At 41.6% G+C, this 17,413-nt stretch carries 15 protein-coding genes; 11 read left to right on the top strand and 4 right to left on the bottom strand.

The genetic code is table 11. The features are described 5' to 3' along the window. The first annotated feature begins 46 nt into the window (after positions 1–46). From porZ to MR054_RS03800, 3 genes are read left to right on the top strand one after another with little or no spacing between them, the layout of a single operon-like run. Positions 47–2,389 carry a type IX secretion system anionic LPS delivery protein PorZ gene (gene porZ, locus MR054_RS03810; RefSeq protein ID WP_242156237.1) on the top strand — a complete coding sequence of 781 codons (2,343 nt, stop codon included), beginning with the start codon at positions 47–49 and terminating at the stop codon, positions 2,387–2,389. Next, complete coding sequence (gene recO / locus MR054_RS03805) at positions 2,389–3,108, top strand: DNA repair protein RecO (protein ID WP_242156236.1); 720 nt, start codon at positions 2,389–2,391, stop codon at positions 3,106–3,108. Before porZ ends, recO begins: the two co-directional genes overlap by 1 nt. 3 nt (positions 3,109–3,111) lie before the next feature. Continuing rightward, complete coding sequence (locus MR054_RS03800) at positions 3,112–5,520, top strand: TonB-dependent receptor plug domain-containing protein (RefSeq protein ID WP_242156235.1); 2,409 nt, start codon at positions 3,112–3,114, stop codon at positions 5,518–5,520. A 30-nt stretch (positions 5,521–5,550) separates the two neighbouring features. On the opposite strand, the gene MR054_RS03795 is transcribed toward MR054_RS03800, so the two are convergent. Together MR054_RS03795 and MR054_RS03790 are read right to left on the bottom strand one after the other, a co-directional pair. Next, entirely contained in the window at positions 5,551–6,003 is a 453-nt protein-coding gene (locus tag MR054_RS03795; RefSeq protein ID WP_242083949.1) for a DUF3157 family protein, read from the bottom strand. 95 nt (positions 6,004–6,098) lie between these two features. Next, positions 6,099–6,650, bottom strand: a complete 552-nt coding sequence (locus tag MR054_RS03790; protein WP_242156234.1) for a GNAT family N-acetyltransferase — start codon at positions 6,648–6,650, stop codon at positions 6,099–6,101. On the opposite strand from MR054_RS03790, the gene MR054_RS03785 reads away from it, so the two are divergent. The 6 genes from MR054_RS03785 to MR054_RS03760 all read left to right on the top strand — a co-directional run bounded on the left by MR054_RS03785 (position 6,649) and on the right by MR054_RS03760 (position 13,104). Further along, positions 6,649–7,938 carry an aminotransferase class I/II-fold pyridoxal phosphate-dependent enzyme gene (locus MR054_RS03785; RefSeq protein ID WP_338081503.1) on the top strand — a complete coding sequence of 430 codons (1,290 nt, stop codon included), beginning with the start codon at positions 6,649–6,651 and terminating at the stop codon, positions 7,936–7,938. The genes MR054_RS03790 and MR054_RS03785 overlap by 2 nt on opposite strands. A gap of 79 nt (positions 7,939–8,017) precedes the next feature. Then, on the top strand, positions 8,018–8,629 hold the full coding sequence (gene bioD / locus MR054_RS03780; protein WP_242156233.1) for a dethiobiotin synthase: 612 nt from the start codon (positions 8,018–8,020) through the stop codon (positions 8,627–8,629). Then, positions 8,626–9,891 (top strand): adenosylmethionine--8-amino-7-oxononanoate transaminase, encoded by a 1,266-nt coding sequence (gene bioA, locus MR054_RS03775; protein WP_242156232.1) that lies wholly within the window; start codon positions 8,626–8,628, stop codon positions 9,889–9,891. Before bioD ends, bioA begins: the two co-directional genes overlap by 4 nt. Before the next feature lie 21 nt (positions 9,892–9,912). Next, complete coding sequence (locus MR054_RS03770; RefSeq protein ID WP_242156231.1) at positions 9,913–11,064, top strand: beta-ketoacyl synthase N-terminal-like domain-containing protein; 1,152 nt, start codon at positions 9,913–9,915, stop codon at positions 11,062–11,064. 91 nt (positions 11,065–11,155) lie between these two features. Then, complete coding sequence (locus MR054_RS03765; protein WP_242156230.1) at positions 11,156–12,043, top strand: carbon-nitrogen hydrolase; 888 nt, start codon at positions 11,156–11,158, stop codon at positions 12,041–12,043. 5 nt (positions 12,044–12,048) lie between these two features. Then, positions 12,049–13,104: an agmatine deiminase family protein gene (locus MR054_RS03760; protein ID WP_242156364.1), complete on the top strand. Its 1,056-nt coding sequence runs from the start codon at positions 12,049–12,051 to the stop codon at positions 13,102–13,104. Between the two features lie 83 nt (positions 13,105–13,187). On the opposite strand, the gene MR054_RS03755 is transcribed toward MR054_RS03760, so the two are convergent. Beyond that, complete coding sequence (locus MR054_RS03755; RefSeq protein ID WP_242156229.1) at positions 13,188–14,114, bottom strand: Gfo/Idh/MocA family protein; 927 nt, start codon at positions 14,112–14,114, stop codon at positions 13,188–13,190. Positions 14,115–14,208: 94 nt separating this feature from the next. Here MR054_RS03755 and bioB point away from each other — a divergent pair, with 94 nt between their 5' ends. Both bioB and MR054_RS03745 read left to right on the top strand, forming a co-directional pair. Further along, positions 14,209–15,297, top strand: coding sequence for a biotin synthase BioB (gene bioB, locus MR054_RS03750; protein WP_242156228.1), 1,089 nt, complete (start codon positions 14,209–14,211; stop codon positions 15,295–15,297). A 550-nt stretch (positions 15,298–15,847) separates the two neighbouring features. Further along, positions 15,848–16,714: a cupin-like domain-containing protein gene (locus MR054_RS03745; RefSeq protein ID WP_242156227.1), complete on the top strand. Its 867-nt coding sequence runs from the start codon at positions 15,848–15,850 to the stop codon at positions 16,712–16,714. On the opposite strand, the gene MR054_RS03740 is transcribed toward MR054_RS03745, so the two are convergent. Beyond that, entirely contained in the window at positions 16,707–17,180 is a 474-nt protein-coding gene (locus tag MR054_RS03740; protein WP_242156226.1) for a regulatory protein RecX, read from the bottom strand. The genes MR054_RS03745 and MR054_RS03740 overlap by 8 nt on opposite strands. Between the last annotated feature and the right edge of the window lie 233 nt (positions 17,181–17,413).

Below are 17,413 nucleotides of genomic sequence, written 5' to 3'. Positions count from 1 at the left end.
TCATAATTCGTTATATATAAATATATTTGAACCTCTAAAGGATGTCATGTACAAAAGATTAATTGTAATTTTAGGTTTGGTTATGCCCTTTTGGCTAAACGCTCAGGATTATTCGAGTTTATGGCAGGGCTATTTTTCTTATAATATGGTCTCCCATGTCGTTAAGGGGAACAATAACATTTATGCCGCTACAGAAAATGCCATTTTCACCTACGATACGCAAACGAATACATTAGAAACCATTACGACCATAAATGGGTTGTCCGGACAGACCATATCAACCATCAACTATAGTGAAGCCTATGCGCTCCTAATTATTGGGTATGACAACGGACTAATTGAAATTCGTTTTGATGGTGATGATGATGTCCTTTCCATAGTTGATATCATAGAAAAGCCAACCATATTACCCACAAACAGACGTATTAATCATTTTAATATTGAAAATAATTTGGTCTATATTGCAACAGACTACGGCATTTCTGTTTACGATCTGGAACGCCTTGAATTTGGGGACACCTATTTTATCGGCAGTAGCGGAGAGCAGATCCAGGTGAGTCAAACCACTCTTTATGGCGATTATATTTACGCCTCTTGTCTCGGGGGTCAGGGGATAAGGAAAGCACTTGTAAACGATTCAAATAGTATTGATTATAACAATTGGCAAACCATTGCCACGGGTAATTTTGTAGCTATAGAATCTGCTTTTAACCAATTGTATACCACAAGTACAAATAGAAGAATTTACAGCATTACCAATGACACCCTTACCGAGCTGTTCTTATATGGGAGTGTTCCGGTAGACCTAAAACTTGTGGATGATTATGTAATAGTAACCACCAAGGATAATGTGTTTGTTTACGACAGCAGTTTTAACCTGATCGTGCAAGTTGCAGATGACCCCATGTTTCCAACCGACTTCAGCTCGGCCATGATCGATCAGGAATACCTGTACATCGGGACTGCCGAATATGGGATGTTAAAAACGGCATGGCTTAACCCCACTACCTTTGAAGAGATAAGACCTGACGGGCCTTTATTAAACAATCCGTTTGCCATACAAACGGAAGCCAACGGATTGTGGGTTACCTTTGGGGAGCATGATATATTTTTGAATCCCTATCCTTTAAATAGTCGCGGTATGAGCCATTTAAAAGAGGGGACATGGCTTAATACGCCATTCAGTGAACTTCTGGGAGCCAGATGCCTGAAACAAATTGTGATTAATCCACTGCGCAACAGCCAGGTTTTTATAGGATCGTACATTGATGGTCTGCTCGAAATTAATGAAGAGGTCCCCACGGTGTTATATGACGAAAACAATAGTGGTTTAGAGGATGCGTTTTTTCCGAATTTGCCAAATTATACCGGAGATCTTAGATTGGCATCCGCCGCTTTTGATACCAACGGCATCTTATGGACGCTTACTAATTTCGTGGACCCTGCCTTAAAAGCATTTAATCCATCCGGTAATTCGTGGCAGTCCTACAGTATTGAGGCCGCTGCAGAATTAGATAATAATGGATATCCGGATTTGGTTATTGGCAGCGATGGTACGAAATGGATTGGCACCTATGAATACGGTTTGGTGGCTTTTAATGAAAATAACAGCGGTCAAACCACCAAACGTATAGATGTGGAAGACGGGAACCTGCCCAACGATTACGTTACAGCCTTAGCCATGGATAACAGGGGGCAATTGTGGATAGGGACATTTAGAGGTCTTAGGGTGCTGTACAATACATCCAACTTCTTTTCCAGTGAAGGCGTCGAAGCCAACGAAATTATTATTCTGGAAGATGGGATTGCAAAGGAATTGTTATTTCAACAGCAAATTACAGACATAAAAGTTGACGGGTCCAACAATAAATGGGTGGGTACCGGTGATTCGGGTATATTTTATTTTTCATCGGACGGACAAGAGACTATTTTCCATTTTACTACAGATAATTCTCCCTTACCTTCCAACACTATAAACGATATTTCCATTGATAATAACAACGGGGAGGTTTACATAGCGACCTCACGAGGCTTGGTGTCCTTTAAATCTGGAGGATCGCGTCCGCTAGAAGATTTACAAAAAGCATATGCCTATCCGAATCCCGTAAGGCCTCAGTTCGATATTGTAGACCAGAAAGTGAAAATTAAAGACATTTCGGAAAATGTAAATATCAAAATAACCGATATCGAGGGGAATTTGGTGGCCGAGGCCCAATCCAGAAACAATCTGCGATATAGAGGTTATAATCTCGAAATCGACGGTGGTACCGCCTATTGGAATGGTAAAAATTTGGCTAATCATGTTGTGGCCTCCGGGGTTTACCTCATTATGCTGTCGGATTTAGATACTTTCGAAACGAAGGTTTTAAAATTAATGGTGGTTAGATAATGCTGATATCAACAAAAGCCATTGTTTTATCAAAAATTAAATATCGGGACAGTGATTTAATTATAAGATGTTATACCGAAAAGCGGGGTGTTGTTAGCGTCCTGTTGCGCAACGTGCTGCAGAGTAAGAGAGGGCATGCCAAAGCCGCTTATTTTCAGCTGCTATCCCAGTTGGAAGTGGTGATGATATATAAAGAAAACAGAGCGTTACAGACCATTAAGGAAATGAAAACGGGTTATTTATATGAAACCATTCATACCAATGTATTTAAAAGTGCCATAGCCATGTTCATCGCTGAAGTGCTCTCCGGAGTGTTGCAGGAGGAAGAGGAGAATAAGATCCTATTCAGCTATTTGGAAACGACCTTGCAATGGCTGGACTCCCATTCAGAGTATACCAACTTCCATGTCTTATTTTTACTTAAACTAACCAAATATTTAGGGTTCTATCCTGATATCAGCACTATGGGACATCCATTTTTTAATTTGCAGGAGGGAAAATTTGTCGCCAGGGAAGTCCATAACCATACGATTTCAGGTGAAAATATTGTACTTTTAAAACAACTGTTAGGCACGACATTTGATGACTTAAACACAGTAAAAATCAAATCAAAACAAAGGCAATCCTTTTTGGATTTGATGTTGCGCTATTTTGGGATGCATTTGGGACATTTTAAATATCCCAGATCCTTACCAATCTTTAACCAAGTTTTTAACTAAAACATGAAACGCTTCCAACCAACACTTTTCTTTTTATTAGTTATAGGGGTTACGCAAGCACAGCAAATTAAAATTCTCAACAAACTAACCCATGAACCGGTTTATGGGGTGGCCATTTATAATACAGATAAATCTAAAAGTGTGATATCCAATTTTAAAGGAGAGGCCTCTTTAGATCGGTTTTATGATTCAGAATTCATCTATTTTCAGCATTTAACCCATGTGTTGACATCCATGAGAAAAGAGGATATCGATGAAAATGGTCTGGTCTTTTTAGAATCGAATACCTTAGGATTGGAAGAGATTGTGGTTTCGGCATCTAAATTTGAACAAAATAAACGCGATATTCCTCAAAAGATAATCAGTATTAATGAAGAAAAAATCAACTTCGAAAATCCCCAAACCAGTGCAGATGTATTGGAGAACACCGGGCAAGTCTTTGTGCAGAAAAGTCAGTTAGGGGGAGGAAGTCCCATGATTCGGGGATTTTCTACCAACAGGTTGTTAATTACTGTCGACGGGGTGAGAATGAATAATGCTATTTTTAGAGGGGGTAATTTACATAATGTGATCTCAATCGACCCCTTTTCGATTCAGCGAACCGAAGTCACCTTAGGAGCCGGCTCTGTTATTTATGGTAGTGATGCCATAGGCGGGGTCATGGGGTTTTATTCGCAACAACCAGAACTTTCCTATAAAGATTCCTTATTGTATAAGTCTCATGCCGTGCTGAGATACGCCTCGGCGAATCAGGAAAATACCGGGCATGTCGATGTGAATTTAGGCTATAAAAAATGGGCCTTTTATACAAGTTTAAGCTATACGGATTTTGGTGATTTAAGGATGGGTAAGCATGGCCCCAAAACCTATTTAAGACCGGAATTCATTGCACGTATCAACAACGAGGACCTCATGGTTGAAAATAGTGATCCCCTGGTTCAAAAATACACGGGATACCATCAAATTAACCTGCTTCAAAAAATACGACACGAAGCCACCAAACACTTAAGTTTTGACCTGGGGCTTTACTATACATCAAGTTCAAATATACCAAGGTACGACCGTTTAATTCGATACAGAGGGGATAACTTGCGTTCTGCCGAATGGAATTATGGCCCGCAAAACTGGTTCATGACTAACTTTCACCTGACTAAGTTGAGCAGTGGGTCGAACTTATACGACAAAATAAAGGCAACTGTAGCCTACCAAAATTTCCAGGAAAGTAGGATGGATCGGGACTTTCAATCCAGCCTGAGAAATATACGGGAAGAAACGGTAGAGGCCTATTCCGTAAACGTTGATTTTGAAAAGCGGCTAAATTCAAAGACAGAATTCTTTTATGGCGCAGAATATGTTTTCAATAAGGTGCACTCTAGCGGGCGAGAGGAAAACATTGATACCAAAATGGTTTCTCCGGATGTTTCGAGATACCCCAATGGCGCCACCTGGCAATCCGCTGCGGTGTACTCGAGCTTAAAATACAAACCCCATGTTAAATTTGTATTTCAGTCGGGATTACGTTTTAACCATGTTGTTTCTAAAGCTGATTTTGAGGAGAATAATGTCTTTTTAAACCTACCGTTTAATTCCTCCAAAAATACATCCGGAGCATTGACGGGAACGGCGGGTATAACGTGGATGCCCAATTCTACCCTGGTGTGGCGTTTAAATGCATCATCTGCCTTCAGAGCACCAAACATTGACGATATTGGCAAAGTATTCGATTCTGAACCCGGTTCCGTCGTGGTACCAAACGACCATTTAAGGCCGGAATACGCCTATGGAGGCGAATTGGGTCTGAAATTACATTTTAAAAATATAGTGCTGGATCTAAGCTCTTATTATACCTATTTGGATAATGCCCTGGTCCGAAGGGCTTATACCTTAAATGGGGATACCCAAATTGATTATGATGGCGAACTGAGCCATGTTCAGGCCATTCAAAATGCCTCCGAAGCACGGATATATGGATTTGAAATGGGATGTAATGCACAGATTTCCAGAAACCTGAGGTTAAAGGCCCATTACAGCGTTGTTGGAGGCATGGAGGAAGACGACGGTACCGAAGTGCCTGTTCGGCATGCCGCGCCAGATTTCGGAGATGTACATGTCATTTGGACCTCAAACCATTTTAAAGCGGATGCCTTTATCAATTTCAATGGCCCATTTTCATTTAACCAGTTAGCGCCTTCAGAGACCAGTAAAGCGTATTTATATGCCTCAGATGTTAGGGGCAATCCCTATTCTCCGTCATGGATGACATTAAATTTAAGGACGCAGTATCAACTTCATGAGTCCTTAGTCCTTACGGCCGGCATTGAGAATATCACCGATGAACGGTATCGACCCTATTCTTCTGGCATAACGGCTGCAGGAAGGAATTACATACTGTCGTTAAAGTACAGTTACTAATAAACCACCAAGCATGCCATTTTTTAAAATTTAAAATAGTTTGCCTTTTTCAATAATGGCATTACCGACACGTTTATAGGAGACCTTCCGGCCGTTTGCACAGAAGTCATAGCTTCCTTTGGATTTTTGCTCCGAGACCCGCAATAATAGGACATCTTCAACGGAACACTCGTAATCTTTAGCTACTTTTTGTTTGATATGATCTAGGGTTGCCCGACCTTTTTTTAATTGGTTTTGAATCTTTTGGTCCAATTTTGGTTCTACAAAATCCGGGGTTAACTGACACGCCTTGTCCGTTTTGGAATGGGATATTTGAGGGACTTCCGTCATCGTTTTATTGGGTGCGGCATCAATATATTCCCATGTATAGTCTGCTTTAAGTAATACCCGACGACCATCTTCCGTTTTTACAATATAATTGTTTTGAGCAAAACCCAAACCGGAAAACAAAAGACACAGATAAAGAAAAAATCCATTTTTCATAGCTCATTTGGTTTAATATGAATTCCAAAAATACAAAACTATTCTTCAATGCGCTCCCGGCAATGGTTATGAGCTAAAACTTTGAAGGAACGGAACTACAGATCCAATCCAATGAGTTCCCAGCCCTGATGATTGGATTCATAGTGGGTTAAGAGTCTAAATCCTACCGATTTATGGGCATTGGAAGATCGGGTGTTTTTAATATCCACCTCAGTGATGATCATATTAAATTTGTTTTTTAAGGTCCGTGACATGTATTCATATAATCCCCTGAATATACCTAGCCCCCTCATGTGCTTGTCGATACAAATTTGCCCCATAACTACATAAGTGGAAGTATCGGTAATTACGGATTCAATTTCGTTGAACATGGGGATAAGAACGGGAATTTTTAATTTAAAATCTTTGGTCATGCATAGGGCATAACCTATAACCTCACCCTGGTATTTGGCAATAATATGCGAACAGGCGGCATTCATTTGTTTCAATAGCTCAAAAGAATGGACGACCGTTACAAAACCTTCTTGTTCTCGCTCTTTTAAAGATAGCGATTGAGGCAAATTTTTTTGTTGAAGCGCTAAAATTTGACGGAGCTCATCATCAGATGCCGCCCTTTGATAGGATATAGTGCCAGATAGTATATGCATGACGTGTTATGTTCAAGAAGAAAAACATGCGTATAAAGATAGGTATTTTATATACATTTGTTTTATGGGACCATTTCCTCAAAACCTTCAGAAAAAACTCGATTTTAGAAAAGAAACTAATGCCTTTCGTCAATTAGAGACACCAGGTCATTTGGTGGATTTTTCATCGAATGATTATTTAGGTTTTGCAAGGGCTAAAGACGTGTTTGAAAAAACACATGCCTATTTAATGCATCATAACATGCATCAAAATGGAAGTACAGGTTCTCGATTGCTTTCCGGGAATCATCCGCTTTATGCCGCTTTAGAGGCTGTTCTTTGTGAATTTCACCAGAGTGCGGCGGCGCTGGTTTTTAATTCGGGCTACGATGCCAATTTGGGATTTTTTTCCTGTGTACCACAACGAGGAGACATCATTCTTTTTGATGAATACATCCATGCCTCCATACGGGACGGCATAAGTATGAGTCATGCAAAGGCTTATAAGTTTAAACATAATAACATCGAAGATTTAAGTCTTCATCTGGCTCGACTTCTAAAGACGCGAAATAACGAGGTGGTCTATATCGTCACAGAATCGGTATTCTCCATGGATGGGGATTCCCCGGATCTGGAAACGCTGGTACAACTCTGCAAAGCGCATACTGCCCATTTGATCATCGATGAGGCCCATGCCGTTGGTGTGTTTGGTGAAAATGGGGTTGGATTGGTCCAAAAATTTGGAATTGAGAAAGAGGTGTTCGCCAGACTCGTTACTTTTGGAAAGGCATTGGGGTGTCATGGTGCTGCCATTTTAGGCAGTGAAACCTTAAAAGAATACTTGGTTAACTTTTCACGTAGCCTGATCTATACAACGGCCTTGCCACCGCATAGTTTGGCAACAGTCCATACCATTTACAATGAACTGTACAAGACCGACAACGCCCTATCAGGGGATCAACATAGGGAAAAATGGCATCCCAATATTCGAAAATTACATCAAAACATTATGGTGTTTAAAGCTGAAATTAAACGATTAAAACTGAATGCAGTGTCCCGGGGTGAGGCGCCCGAAGAGATTCGGGGCTTTATAGAGAGTGACTCGGCCATTCATAGTTGTGTCATTCCCGGAAATGCGAAGGTGAAGCATCTGGCAAGGATCTTACAATCCAATGGTTATGGGGTTAAGCCGATATTATCGCCTACAGTGCCTAAAGGTCAGGAGCGCTTGCGCTTTTGCTTGCACGCCTATAATTCAGAAGAAGAAATAATCCATGTTTTAGAGACGCTGTCCATGTTTGAGATTTAATCGTTATTTTGATCCCTGAAACTACAGAACCATGATATTTAAAGGATCATTTTGGGCTAAGCCTTCAGAATAAAAGCACATGAAAAAAACATATTTCATAACAGGTATAGGAACCGACGTCGGTAAAACCATAGTTTCTGCCATAGTTACGGAAGCCCTGGAAGCCGATTATTGGAAACCCGTTCAAGCGGGGGATCTCGATCATTGCGATACCTATAAAGTTAAAAAATGGGTGTCCAATTCCAAATCGGTGTTCCATTCTAATGCCTATGCCCTTACAACCCCTATGAGTCCGCATGCAGCGGCGAAAATTGATGGAATTGAAATTGAATTGAAAGCCATTAAAACTCCTAAAACCAACAATCATTTGGTTATTGAAGGTGCCGGAGGATTAATGGTACCCTTAAACCAAGGACATACTGTTTTGGATATGATAAAGCCCGGTTATAAGGTTATTGTGGTCTCACGACACTATTTAGGCAGCATCAATCATACCTTGTTAACCGTTAATACGCTGAAGGATAAAGGGTTTAAGGTGGCTTTGATTTTTAGTGGGAATGAACATGCCAGTACCGAGGAGATTATCAAAAAAATGACAGGGATTCCCGTTATAGGACGCATTGAGGAAGAACCCTATTTTGACCATAATGTCATAAAAGAATATGCCGAACGGTTTAAAACAAGCTTATGAGTTTACAGGATCGTGATAAAAAACATTTGTGGCACCCCTTGAGGCAACATCAATTAAACCCGAATAGTTTGGGTATTGTAAAAGCCAGGGGCTGTATCTTAACCGATGAACAGGGCAATGAGTATATTGATGCGATTGCCTCCTGGTATACCGCTGTTTATGGGCATTGCAATGCATTTATTGTAGACCGGGTTTATAAACAAATGCAACAGTTGGACCAGGTGATGTTTAGTGATTTCACCCATGAACCGGCCGTGAGATTATCGGAAGCACTGATGCAGATTCTCCCGGATAATCAGAACCGCATTTTTTTTAATGACAATGGTTCCACGGCCGTAGAAGCCGGCATAAAAATGGTACTTCAGTATTATTTCAATACCGGGGACAAGCGCTCTACGTTTATTGCCTTCGAAAATGGGTTTCACGGGGACACCTTCGGTGCTATGAGTGTGTCCGGGTTATCGGTTTATAATGGCCCATTCGAGGACTTTTTAATAGAAGTTGAGCGCATTCCAACTCCAGATGGCTCTAATCATGAGCGTATTTTAAGACAACTCGAAACCCTTAACACCTCCCATAAGATTGCAGGGTTTATTTATGAACCCCTGTTGCAGGGTGCGGCGGGAATGACCATTCATGATGCCCGGGGCCTGAACGATATCCTTTCGTTTTGTAAAACCCATGGCATTCTAACCATTGCCGATGAGGTCATGACCGGATTTGGAAAAACGGGAATGTATTTCGCCTCAGATCACATGGACACCAAGCCGGATATCATGTGTTTGAGCAAAGCACTAACGGCCGGGTTGTTACCCATGGCCATTACCTCTTGTACGGAATCTGTTTATGAGGCCTTTTTAAGCGATGATATTGCAAAAGGATTTTTTCATTGTCATACCTATTCGGCTAACCCTCTGGCCTGTGCGGCGGCTATAGCGGGGATTGAATTATTAACCTCCAAAGACATTCAGGGAAATATCAAGCGCATTGAAGCCTCCCACGAAAGGTTTAAAAATAAAGTACGGGAGCATCCAAAAGTAAAGGCTATTAGGTGTTTAGGTGTAGTTTTCGCGTTGGATATGGATACTAAAATAGAACGGTATGGCCATTTGCGGGATAAATTGTTAAAATTCTTTATGGACCGCGGTGTATTTTTAAGACCGCTTGGGAATACCATTTACATTCAGGTGCCCTATGTGATTTCCGATGAACAATTACAGAAAATCTATCAAGTTATTGAAGAAGCCTTAGAAATAGTATAAATTTGCATCCAAAATCAGGCTTTGCAAAAACCAATTTCCATAACGGCTATATCTTCTATCTCGCCCCTGGGGACCTCATTACAGGAAACCTGGACAGGCTACCAGAATAATCATCACGGTTTGGTCCCAAAACCACTATCGGATACACCTGTTTATGTGGCTGAAATTCCTGAAGAAGCCAGACAGCAGATTGAATACCTTAGACAGTATGATCATAAATACAAAGCACTGGACGATACGGTTTTGTTTGCCATTTTTGCCTCCCGGCAGGCCGTAAAGGAGGCGGGTTGGACCGCTTTGGACCATTTCGGGATTAATATTGGTTCCTCGCGGGGTGCAACCGGTCTTTTTGAGTCCTATCATGAAAACTTTTTAAAGAAAAACAGAGCCAAAACGCTCAGTTCTCCAACGACTACTTTGGGAAACATATCGTCCTGGGTGGCACATGACTTGCAGACTCAAGGACCGGAAGTAAGTCATTCCATAACCTGTTCTACCGCCTTGCATGCGGTATTAAATGGTATTGCGTGGATAAATTCAGGGATGTGCAAATCCTTTTTGGTTGGGGGTAGTGAGGCACCGTTAACCCCTTTTACAGTTGCACAGATGCAGGCCTTAAAAATTTACTCAAAGGAAAAAGGGGAGTATCCCTGCAGGGCCTTGGATTTGGCTAAAAAACAAAATACCATGGTTTTGGGTGAAGGGGCTTCCATGGCCTGCCTGGAAGCAGGGGTGAAAGATAACGCTTTGGCTATAATAAAAGGCTACGGCTATGCCACGGAAATATTGGAGCATAACATTTCTATTTCCAGTGATGCCCAATGTTTTCAGCGTTCCATGACCATGGCTTTGGGAAATCTTCAGCCGGATGATGTCGATGCCATTGTCATGCATGCTCCAGGAACGGTGAAGGGGGATTTAAGCGAATACAATGCCATTAAAGCCGTGTTCGGGAATAAGATACCCGGTTTAACGACCAATAAATGGAAAATAGGCCACAGTTTTGGGGCCTCAGGACTTTTGAGTCTGGAAATGGCTGTATTGATGTTGAGCCACCAACAGTTTATCCATGTGCCATTTTATGCGCAGGAAACGCCCAAACACCTTAAATATATATTGGTAAATGCGGTGGGGTTTGGTGGTAATGCGGTGAGTATTTTGATTTCAAAATAAAGTCTAAAAGGGGATTTAGCCACAAAATTGGCTATATTTACGCCCTCATTTAGACCCGATTAGAAAACTTAAATTGTTTAACCATTAAGACATGTCCAAACAAAACTATAAGATTTCGGTAATTCAACTCAATCTTAATAATACCCCCGAAAACAACCTAAAAAAATGTATGGAATGGGTTAGAAAGGCTGCGGCGAAAGGAGCAGAAGTGATCTCCCTTCCGGAGCTGTATAGCAGTCATTATTTTTGTCAGAGTGAAGATACAGAGAACTTTGCCTTGGCCGAGCCTTTATACAGTACCTCTTTTAACGCTTTTAGTGCGTTGTCCAAGGCATTGGGGGTCGTTATTATTGTGCCATTTTTTGAAAAGCGCATGGCCGGGGTATATCACAACAGTGCATATGTTATCGACTCGGATGGATCTGAGGCCGGATTGTACAGAAAAATGCACATTCCGGATGATCCGCATTATTATGAAAAGTTTTACTTTACCCCGGGGGATTTGGGATTTAAAACCATTCCAACCAAAAAAGGAAAAATAGGGACTTTAATATGCTGGGACCAGTGGTATCCCGAAGCAGCAAGGTTAACCGCCCTTCAAGGCGCTGAGGTACTTTTTTACCCTACCGCCATTGGATGGCATCCCCGGGAGAAGGAGGAATTTGGCGAAAATCAGCATGGCGCCTGGATGAATGTGATGAGAGGCCATGCCGTTGCTAATGGCGTGTACTTAGCGGCAGCCAACAGGATAGGCCTGGAACAATATGTGCCGGGGACCGACGGAATTCAGTTTTGGGGATCTTCATTTATTTGTGGCCCTCAGGGAGAAATCCTTGCTCAGGCATCGAGCGACCGGGAAGAGCTATTAATAGCTGAGGTCGATCCGGGATTGCAGGAAAACGTCCGGCAAAATTGGCCCTTTCTCAGAGATCGCAGAATTGACGCGTATGGGAATATCACCAAACGGGTAATAGATTAAGGATGATGGATACGTTTTGGAGGTTTCCCGCAGAATGGGAAAAACAGGAAGGTATATTGCTTTGTTTCCCATATAACGGTAAGGATTGGCCCGGTAAATATGCGGCAGTACAGTGGGCTTTCGTAGAATTTATAAAAAAAATTGCCACGGTTGAACGGGTCTTTATTATTGTAGCGACACCAAAACTGCAAAATAGATTGCATGATATGCTGGCTCTGGCAGAGGTTAACCTGGACCACGTGTCTTACTTACCCTATAAAACCAATCGAAGCTGGATGAGGGATGCCGGACCCATTGTGGTCAAGCAGGGAAATAAAAGAAAGGCGATCGACTTCAACTTTAATGGTTGGGCAAAATATTCCAATTTTAAACGGGATCGCCAAGTGCCCGGTAAGGTCGCTTCTTTTCTTGATTTGGAGTTTGAACAGGCATTGTATAACGGCAGGCCGGTAACCCTGGAAGGGGGCGCCATTGATGTTAATGGCAAAGGGACTTTACTGACCTCTGAGGAATGTCTTCTGGACCAGGAGGTACAGGTAAGAAATCCGGGGCTGACCAAAGCAGATTACGAAGCTGTTTTTAAAACCTATCTGGGGGTTACCCATACCATTTGGTTGGGAGACGGTATTGCAGGAGATGATACCCATGGCCATATTGACGATCTTGCCCGTTTTGTGAATGAAAACACCATCGTAACCGTCGTGGAAACGAACAAAACCGATCCCAATTACAGAGCCCTTCAGGATAACCTTAATCGGTTAGAACAGGCTACCCTTGAGAATGGTAAAAAACCTAATATTCTACACTTGCCCATGCCTAAACCTATCTGGTTTAATGGCATTAGATTACCGGCCAGCTATGCTAATTTTTTAATCCTTAACAACTTGGTCCTGGTGCCTACGTTTAACGATTCTAAAGACAGAGAAGCCTTGAATATTCTGGCATCCTGTTTTCCAAACCGGGAAGTCGTACCGATACATGCCATTGATCTTATCTGGGGTTTTGGCACCTTGCATTGCCTCAGTCAGCAAATTCCTCATGGAGGGTTGCCTCCCGAATGAAAGGATTGGTTGAAGCCGTAGTGCAGTTCGTCGATACCCGTTATGAACGTCATGGACAAGGGTCAGGATGGGCATTTTAGGCGTCAAGAGTGTTTTAATGCCTTATTTAAAATAACCTCACAAAGGCGGTGGGTTTCAAAAATATCATCCAGTCTTTGGGTATTAAAGGGGACTTCTTCCAATGTCTGCAACCAATCTTCTATTAAATGGTAAAACCCTCTTTTATGCAGTGTGGGGGTCCAAGGATCAAATGACAACGGGGTTTTGCTTTCGTTATGACAATGGTATCCGGATTCCAATTCATGAATCTCCCATTTGTGTCCATGGGTAAAATATTCCAGGCGCTCCTCGGTGATCCCACTCACACGGTTCATCGTCCCACTTAATAAGGTGTGTTCTTGTCTCCATTGCACATGAATATGCTCAAGCAAACCGTTATGTAATCCAGGGAAGACCTGCAGATCTTCAACTTTTCCGTGAGATAAAAACCGTAAACTGTCCACAACATGTATAAAATCATCAAAGATGAACACCCTTGGGTCTGCTGGAATATTCACCCTGTGTTTTTGCCAATGCACATGTAATGGAGCTGGTTTCTTTTTTAAATCCGCAATTAAGGGCGCATACCTGCGGTTAAATCCGACACACAAAGGGGTTTGGGTTGCGATGGCTAAATCCAGAAGGGCTTCGGTTTCCTTTAGGGTATAGCAAATGGGTTTGTCAACAAATACAGGTATACGGTGTGTTAAAAGGGCCTTTACAATCTTATAATGACTTTCCGTAGATGTATGGACCATGGCCGCATGGGGTCGGCTTTTTATGAGGGTGTCGATATCCGTATAGCATTCGCCAACACGATAGGTATCGGCTAAAGTGTTCAATACCTTTACATTTCTCGTACAAAAAACAGGTGCTATTTTGGGGTGGTTCGTTATTATAGGTAAATAAGCTTTTTGTGCAATGCTACCCAGACCTATGAGTCCCATTCGCTTTTTTAATACATTTGCCATGCCTCTAATTTAAATGTTTCATGATAAATTAATAGTTTTTATCTTTAACTATATTTGGCATAATACTTACTTTTGTTTAAAATTGAGCTTAACTATGGGCAAGACAAAACACAATTGGACTAAAGAGGATATCCTGGCGGTATATAACCAACCATTAATGGAGTTGCTTTATCAAGCGGCGACCATACATAGAGAACATCATGACCCCAATACGGTACAGGTGTCCACATTGTTATCCATAAAGACCGGAGGATGTCCGGAGGATTGTGGGTATTGCCCACAAGCAGCCCGTTACCACACCCCTATTGAAGGGAATGATTTGATGTCGGTGCAGCAGGTTAAAGCGCAGGCCTTAAGAGCCAAATCTACAGGCAGTTCACGCGTGTGCATGGGTGCGGCCTGGCGTAATGTTAAGGATGGACCCGAGTTTGACCAGGTGCTGGAAATGGTAAGGACCATTAACAAACTGGATATGGAAGTCTGTTGTACTTTGGGCATGCTTACCGAAAATCAAGCCAAGCGATTGGCCGAAGCCGGGTTGTATGCCTACAACCATAATTTAGATTCTTCGGAAGCCTATTATAAAGAAGTTATTTCCACCCGTGGTTTTGAAGACCGACTCAAAACCATTGATAATGTCCGTAAAACAAATGTTACCGTATGTAGCGGGGGTATTATTGGTATGGGCGAAAAGATTGAAGATCGGGCAGGAATGTTGGTGGCCTTATCTACCTTAAACCCACAACCGGAATCCGTACCGATAAATGCCCTGGTGGCGGTAGAGGGAACACCATTGGAAGATCAAGAACCTGTATCCATTTGGGAAATGGTCCGCATGGTGGCCACCACGCGGATTGTTATGCCCGAAACCCAGGTGCGCCTGAGTGCAGGTCGTACCCAGATGACCCGCGAGGGACAAGCCATGTGCTTTTTTGCCGGAGCCAATTCCATTTTTGCGGGAGATAAATTGTTGACGACCCCAAATCCGGATGTGCATGAAGATATGGAAATGTTCGAAGTACTCGGGTTGCATCCACAAAAACCATTTTTAAAGCACGTCCATCCACAGACCGTAGATGCCGAAAACTCGCAATACCAATCTTTAGGAGAAAACCCGAAATGGACCAGGCCGGAGCATTCCATTGCACGTAACGAGGCAGCGAGGAAAGCTAAAAACAGATAAATAAAATGGCATTAAAGGTGCTTTTACGGTAGCGACATAGGGCCATTAGGCAAAGTACGATCACTTCATAGGCCTTTGCCATATTATATTGATATTTTCTTTATAACATGCTCGTGCTCACCAAGGTTCCATTTTGTAAGCAGACTTTCACCAATATCTGCTTAGGGATTCTTCATTGAACCGGCAGATATGAGCTAAAAACTCCTGTGAATTTTCAAATTTCACAGGAGTTTTTTAGAAATTCACAGGAGTTTTTTAATGATTCCCGGTTATAAAAGGGGCCATACTCAGGCAGCCATTCGATAATTGAGGCCTTATCCCTGGAGATTTCATTTGGGGGCTTCAGAAACTGCTACCACCAATGCGGTCATGCCCTGCTATATATTATTCGTAACCCAATAATAAAGGAATAGGTCCATTGGATTAGGCATGACATACCTGTTAAGCTAATTACGGTAATGTACATAAAAAAGGGGATGGCACTACCCTTAAATATTATTTCCATTCTGGTATGGTTTTCTTAACTTTGGGGTTCTAAATATTTAGGCTTGTGTCGTTAAACCTGCAAGACATTCCACGTGTTAAGAACCCGTCCAAAGCGGACTTTTTAAGGCATTATTTTAGGCCACAAAAACCTGTGGTGATTGAACATTTTATTGAAGATTGGCCCGCATACAGCAAATGGAATTTGGATTATATGAAAACCACGGCAGGAGATAAAATAGTACCGTTGTACGACGACAGACCTGTTGACTATGAAGAAGGATTTAACCAGGCACATGCCAAAATGAAGATGAGTGATTATGTGGATTTGCTTAAAACCGAACCTACAAAATATCGTATTTTTCTTTGGAATATATTGAAGGAGGTTCCCCATCTTCAAGGGGATTTCTCATTTCCCGATTTGGGGTTGTCACTGATGAAAGGCCTGCCCATGCTGTTTTTTGGTGGCAGTAATTCCTATACCTTCATGCATTATGACATCGATTTAGCCAATATTTTACATGTTCATTTTGATGGCAAAAAACAATGCATCTTGTTTGATCAAAAGCAAAATGACTTTTTGTATAAGGTCCCTCATTCATTGATCACCAGGGAGGATATTGATTTTAATAATCCCGATTTTGAAAAATGGCCGGCACTTAAACGGGCTAAAGGGTGGATTTGTGAACTCCATCATGGGGACATATTATACATGCCGGAGGGCTATTGGCACTATATGCGTTATCTAACACCGGGGTTTTCTATGAGTTTGCGTGCTGTTCCCAGAAATCCTAAAAATCTGGCTCGGGCTATTTATAATATAGTTATCATGCGAATGCTGGACAATGGCATGCGTAAGTGGAAAGGACAAAAATGGATAGACTGGAAAAATGAGCAGGCCATTGTAAGAACACATAAAAAAATGGCTATGTAATGAGCGCATTCACTTTCTCGTAAACCAAATGGGGCTCCCAACCCCGATATAGTAAATAATCGGACAATTTTTTTTTCTTTTTCAGACGGTTTTTTTCAGTAATGCCAGCCAGGGCTTTTTGGGCCAGATTATGCAGGGTCTGGTGGTAATCGTTGTCATGGATATCATTAATTACTTCATGTATCAGAGATTTGGAGATATCTTTTTTCATTAACTCTAAAGTTAAACGGCGTTTGCCCCATTGCTTTATTCGAAACTTGCCTTGCACAAATGCTTTGGCATAACGCGTTTCATTTAAAAAGTTTTGTTCAATTAAATGCACCATAATATGGTCAATAGCCTCGGGAATCATTCTCATACCCAGGAGTTTTTGTCTTACCTCCTTATGACAACGTTCTTGATAGGCACAATAATATTCGAGTTTTTTTATAGCCTCTTCTACGGTGTATGTGGTATTTTGATACATAAGTTAAAAATAGGCGATTATTTTGACATTAGGAATGGCTTATCGACTTCAAAATATGAAAAAATAAAAAAGTCTTTCCATGATCTCACCTGCCATTCAAGAGAATATAGCGATGTTGATTTTGCATAGCCTTTACTCCTAAATATAAAGGGGAGCGGGATTGAATGGTATGAACTTATGCTTATGTAATTTTCAAAAAGGGGGATAACCCATTGGGTTTTGGTAGAAAAGAT

The sequence above is a fragment of the Aestuariivivens sediminis genome, from assembly GCF_022662105.1.
Taxonomy (GTDB): domain Bacteria; phylum Bacteroidota; class Bacteroidia; order Flavobacteriales; family Flavobacteriaceae; genus Aestuariivivens; species Aestuariivivens sediminis.
The sequence above is the reverse complement of the archived record's forward strand: the minus strand, read 5'-3'. Positions and strand labels throughout refer to the sequence as shown.